Origin of the sequence: Flavobacterium sp. FlaQc-48 (assembly GCF_044007335.1) — a bacterium.
Classification (GTDB): Bacteria; Bacteroidota; Bacteroidia; order Flavobacteriales; family Flavobacteriaceae; genus Flavobacterium.
Map to the genome: position 1 here is coordinate 260447 of NZ_JBIPCR010000009.1, position 6000 is coordinate 266446.

At 37.4% G+C, this 6000-nt stretch carries 3 protein-coding genes; all 3 read left to right on the forward strand.

Annotated features, from left to right (window positions below):
- Positions 1-4 precede the first annotated feature (4 nt).
- The 3 genes from ACHRWY_RS15935 to ACHRWY_RS15945 all read left to right on the forward strand — a co-directional run bounded on the left by ACHRWY_RS15935 (position 5) and on the right by ACHRWY_RS15945 (position 5849).
- The gene (locus tag ACHRWY_RS15935) at positions 5-922 is read left to right on the forward strand and encodes a glycoside hydrolase family 43 protein (protein ID WP_395355991.1); all 918 of its coding nucleotides are present in this window, start codon (positions 5-7) and stop codon (positions 920-922) included.
- A 102-nt stretch (positions 923-1024) separates the two neighbouring features.
- Positions 1025-2947, forward strand: coding sequence for a six-hairpin glycosidase (locus tag ACHRWY_RS15940; RefSeq protein WP_395355992.1), 1923 nt, complete (start codon positions 1025-1027; stop codon positions 2945-2947).
- 151 nt (positions 2948-3098) lie between these two features.
- A complete protein-coding gene (locus ACHRWY_RS15945; RefSeq protein WP_395355994.1) occupies positions 3099-5849 on the forward strand; it encodes a glycoside hydrolase family 78 protein in 2751 nt (916 codons plus the stop codon).
- Positions 5850-6000: the final 151 nt, after the last annotated feature.

A 6000-nucleotide genomic window follows, 5' to 3' on the forward strand; every position in this document is an offset into this window, starting at 1 on the left:
CAACATGAAAAAAATAGTCATCATCATAACCCTTTTCGTTTTTGCGATGAGTTACTCGCAGAAAAAGAAAGACATTTATCTTTTTACATCGTTTAGAGAACCGGCAACAGAAGGTTTGTATTTAGCCTATAGTGAAGACGGTTACAACTGGAAGGGCCTTGAAGGATCTTTTTTGAAACCCGAAATTGGTGCAAGCAAAATAATGCGTGATCCGTCGATTGCAAAAGGCGCAGACGGAACCTATCACATGGTTTGGACAACAGACTGGAAAGGCGGAAACGGTTTTGGATATGCCAGTTCTAAAGATTTGATGCATTGGTCAAAGCAGGAATACATTCCGGTGATGAAAAATGAACCGGAAGTAGTAAACGTTTGGGCACCAGAAATTTTCTATGATGATGTCAAAAGAGAATACATCATTATTTGGGCCTCCACAATTCCGTTCCGATTTGAAAAAGGAGTAGAAGAAGAAAAGAACAATCACAGAATGTATTATGTAGCTACAAAAGATTTTAGGACGTTCTCAGATGCCAAATTATATTACGATCCGGGTTTTAGCGTAATCGACTGTGTCATTGTAAAGAAAGGTAAAAAGGACTACGTTTTGGTTTTAAAAGACAATACAAGACCAATGCGTAAAATTGAAGTAGCATTTGGTACATCGCCTTTAGGGCCATTCGGTAAAAGATCAGAACCCTTGACGGAGTATTTATCAGAAGGGCCAACGGTAGTTAAAGTCGGTAAAAATTGGTTGTTGTATTATGACAATTACGGCTCAAAAAATTATAAAGCATTAAGTACTTCAGATTTTGTTCATTTTGAAGATGTTTCCTCAAAAATAAGCCTTCCCGAAGGACACAAACACGGAACGATCACCACAATTTCTGAAGAAGTTTTAAAAGGATTAACTGATAGAAAATAAAACACAGATTTCACTAATTAAAAATTAGAAAAATCTATTTAAATCTGTGAAATCAATGGTAAAATGTAAAAATAAAACATCTTCCTAATCTGCTAAATCTGCGTGAAAAAATTTACTCTAGCAGATTTAGCAGATCAGGAAGATAAAAATAAAATAAAAATGATTACTTTCCAAAACATAAAAACCAATATCTTAACTACAGCCACAATTCTATTGATTTGTACCGCTGTAAATGCCCAGAACGACACCGTGCGTTATGTTGGTAAAACCCTTTCAAATGTCGATTATCATCACGGGCAGTTAAGTCCGGCAGTTGGAGTTCACGCTACACAAATTATGCGTGCCAGCCGTGAACATCCTGAAAAAGCAGATGGTTTTGGCTGGACTTACAATCATCAGCCTACAATGGCATACTGGAATGATACCTTTTATCTTCAGTATCTGAGTGATCCTGCGGGAGAACACATTCCGCCAAGCCAGACCGTCATTATGACTTCAAAAGATGGTGTGACCTGGAAAATGCCAAAAGTAATTTTTCCTGTTTATCATATTCCCGACGGATGGAAAAAAGAAGGCGTAGAAGGAGTTGCCAAAAATCTGGATGCTATTATGCACCAAAGAATGGGTTTTTATACTTCAAAAGACAAACGACTTTTTGCTTTGGCGTATTACGGAATTGCAATGGATGAAAAAGACGATCCGAACGACGGAAAAGGAATTGGACGTGTGATTCGTGAAATCAAAAAAGACGGAAGTTTTGGCGAAATTTATTTCATCAGATACAATAAATCGTGGGACAAATCAAAATCGGCTTTTCCTTTTTATACCCGGGCAAAAGACAAAGGTTTGAAAAAAGCATGCGAAGAAATCCTTTCAGATCCTTTAATTTTACAACAATGGGTTGAAGAAGCAGATAGAGATGACGAATTGATTCCGTTAAAGAAACCCTATAAAGCCCTTAGTTCTTATCATTTGCCAAACGGAGATGTAGTGGGTTTATGGAAACATGCCTTAACATCTATAAGCAAAGACGGCGGAAAATCATGGGAATATATGCCAGTTCGTGCTCCCGGTTTCGTAAACAGCAACGCTAAAATCTGGGGACAAAAAACATCAGATAATCGTTATGCTACCGTTTATAATCCGTCAGAATACCGTTGGCCTTTGGCAATTTCAACCAGTGACGATGGATTAAATTATAAAGATCTATTATTGGTTCACGGCGAAATAAGCCCGATGCGTTATGGTGGGAACTACAAATCTGCCGGTCCGCAATATGTAAGGGGAATTTCAGAAGGCGACGGAACTCCGCCCGACGGAAAACTTTGGGTGAGTTACAGTATGAACAAAGAAGATATTTGGGTAGCGTCGATTCCGGTTCCGGTAGTTGCTAAAGTTACGGAAGATGTAAATGATACGTTTAACGAACTTCCTGACGGACAAGAATTAAAATTATGGAATACTTACGATTTATCCTGGGCTTCCACCAAAATAGAGAAGAAATCAGATGGTAAAAAATGGCTGACTTTAAGAGATCAGGATTATTTTGATTATTCCCGTGCAGAGCGTGTTATTCCGTTTGCCGAAAAAATGGAAGTAACTTTCACCGTTAAACCGGAACAAAACAATCACGGTTTGTTACAGGTTGAATTTCAAAACAAGCAAGGATTACCTGCTGTAAGACTGACTTTTGATTCAGATGGACAATTGAAAACAAAAACCGGGGCCCGCTCGAATACCATCGCCAAATACGAAGCCGGAAAAGAATACAAAGTAAACGTGAAACTAAATGTTAAAACACGTTCTTATACCATAAAAGTAAACAACGAAAAAGAGTCAACAAGAATCTTTTACGCTCCGGTAGAGGGTTTTGAACGCATTATGTTCCGTACAGGCGAACAAAGATATTCTCCAAACCCGGATACAGAACCGGACACAGACGATTATGATGATCTGCCCCAAACCGGAAAACTAATCCCCGAAGCGGTATTTAATATCCAGTCGTTGATTACGAAAAAGTTATAAAATAAAACGCGGATGAAACGGATTCGCTAAAGCGAAGATGAAGATTGATGCGGATTCTTTATCTAAATAGTACAATGAAAAAATCCGTTTTTATCTGCGTTTTTACGAAGTAGATCCGTGTCATCCGCGTTCAAAATCTCAACAATAAGAAATGAAGAATTTCAAAAATATAGTAGTAGCTATTTGTCTTTTAGTAACTCTGGTTTCTAAAGGGCAAATTTTGCCTGTACATCTAACAACAGAAATGGCTCAGAACCCATTAGCCGTGGTTCAAAATCAGCCGAGATTAAGCTGGCAATTGGTTTCAAAAGAATCCAATGCCTCACAAATTGGTTATCAGGTTTTGGTTGCCTCTTCTGAAGAAAAGTTAAAAAATGACCAAAGTGATATTTGGAACAGTGGACGAGTAAATTCAGATAAAAATTTACAGATCGTGTATGGAGGAAGCCCTTTAAAAGCTGAAACTAAATACTTCTGGAAGGTTAAAGTCTGGAATCAGGCAGGCAAAATTTCTAAATGGAGTACAACCGCATTTTTCAGAATTGCCCCTTTAGACACAACTTTGAATCCAACCTGGATTGGAGCTATTACAAAAGCGAATAGTCATTTACCGGAAGGAAGAAATTACCATACGGCCACTTTTAACAGACAAAAGAAAGATGCCATAATTAACGCTTCAGATTCTTTGTCACGCAGAAGTATTATGCTTCGTAAACCATTTACGGTTGCAAAAGAAATTAAAGAAGCAGAAGTATATGTTTCGGGCCTTGGACATTACGAACTAACGATTAACGGAAAGAAAATAGGCAATAGCGAGTTCGCTCCTTTATGGACAGATTACGACAAAACGGTTAATTATAATACCTATGAATTAAGCGCTAAAGAACTGAAAAACGGCGAAAATGTAATTGGCGTTCTTCTGGGAAACGGAATGTATAATACACTTGCCGAACGATATACCAAGTTTTTTGTGAGTTTTGGCCCGCCAACTTTATTTCTAAAAATGAAAGTGGTTTACAAAGACGGTTCCGAGGATGTAATAAAGTCCGATGAAAGCTGGAAATACAGTAAAAGCCCCATTACATACAACAGTCTTTTTGGAGGAGAAGATTACAACGCCAATTTAGAACAAAAAGGCTGGAACGAAGCTGGATTCAATGATTCAGATTGGAAAAAAGTGGTGGTTCAGGAAGCACCAAAAGGAGTTTTAAGAGCACAAACGGCACCGCCCATTACGATTCAGAAACACTATAATGTTGCTTCTGTTAAAGAACTGAAACCTAATTTTTATGTTTTTAATATGGGACAAAATCTTTCAGGATTTACAACCATAAAAGTCAAAGGAAAGAAAGGTCAGACCGTTCGTGTCTGGGTGGGTGAAGGTTTAAATGATGATGGAACTGTAGGGCAGGGAAGATCGGGAAAACCCTATTATTATGACTATACCTTAAAAGGGAATGGTGTAGAAGAATGGCAGCCAAAATTTAGCTACTATGGATTTCAGTATGTTCAGATTGAGAACATCAATTACAAAAAAACGAAAAATGAAAATCTGCCAACCTTAGTAGATTTAAAGTCCAATTTTATTTATAATTCGGCGGGAGAAGCAGGAACTTTTGAATCTTCGAATACCATTTTCAATAAAACACATGAATTGATCAACAATTCCATAAAAAGTAATTTTCAGAGTGTTTTTACCGATTGCCCGCAACGCGAAAAATTAGGCTGGTTAGAAGAAATTCATTTAAACGGCCCGGGATTAATGTTCAATTACAATCTGGAAAGTTATATTCCGTCGACGATGCAAAACATCTCAGATTCGCAGCGAGAAAATGGTTTAATTCCAAGTATCGTTCCTGAATATGTTGTTTTTGGAGGCGATTTTACAGATTCGCCGGAATGGGGTGTAACGGGAGTAATTCTGCCGTGGATGTATTACCAATATTACGGTGATGCTTCCTTAATCGGGAAATATTATCCTGTAATGAAAAAATATGTCGATTATTTAGGAACAAAAGCAACCAATCATATTGTTTCGCACGGATTAGGCGACTGGTACGATTACGGAACACATGCTGCGGGGTATTCAAAAAATAGTCCGGTTGCACTTTCGGCAACTTCTCATTATTTTTATGGAGCAAGTTTGGTGGCAAAAGCAGCGAAATTGTTAAACAAAACGGATGATTTTACTAAATATGAAACGTTGACTTCTGATATAAAAAATGCTTTCAACAAGGAGTTTTTCAATCCTGAAACCAAACAATACGGAACCAATAGCCAGTTTAGTAATGCCGTTCCCGTTTATATGGATATCGTAGAACCGCAATACAAGGCTGCAGTAATGCAAAATTTACTGGCAGATATAAAAGCAAAAGGCGACAGATTAACAACAGGTGATGTTGGAAACCGTTATTTATTCCAGACTTTGGCTCAAAATGGTGAAAACGAAACGATGTATAAAATGAACAATCATTATGATGCACCGGGATATGGCTTTCAGATCAAATTTGGTTTAACCACTTTAACAGAGCAGTGGGATCCCAGAAAAGGAAATTCGTGGAATCATTTTATGTTGGGACAAATTGAAGAATGGTTCTATCAAAGTTTAGCCGGAATTGTGGCAGATCATAAAAACCCGGGTTTCAAACATTTCTTTATTCAGCCGGAAATTGTGGGCGATATGACTTTTGTAAAAGCAACGTACCAATCGATTTACGGAACTATTGCTTCGGACTGGGAAAAGAAAGACGGAAAATTAATTCTAAAAGTTGAAATTCCTGTGAATACTTCGGCAACAATAAAATTGCCGGTGGATAAAAATTCAGAAATAAAAGTAAACGGAAAATTGACAAAGAATTTAAATTTAGGTTCAGGAAAATATACAATAGAATGTACAATATAAATGACACACGGATGACACAGATTCGCTAAAGCGAAGACGCGGAAAAACGGAATTTTAAATCAATTATCCCTTTAGGGATTTAATGCAACAATAAAATTGCCGTTGGATAAAAATTCAGAAATAAAAGTAAACGGAAAATTGACAAAGAATT

Bases quoted from the DNA above. Each gene is read 5' to 3' on its own strand.
- ACHRWY_RS15935 (WP_395355991.1), top strand. From the start codon at position 5: ATGAAAAAAATAGTCATCATCATAACCCTTTTCGTTTTTGCGATGAGT.
- ACHRWY_RS15945 (WP_395355994.1), top strand. From the start codon at position 3,099: ATGAAGAATTTCAAAAATATAGTAGTAGCTATTTGTCTTTTAGTAACT.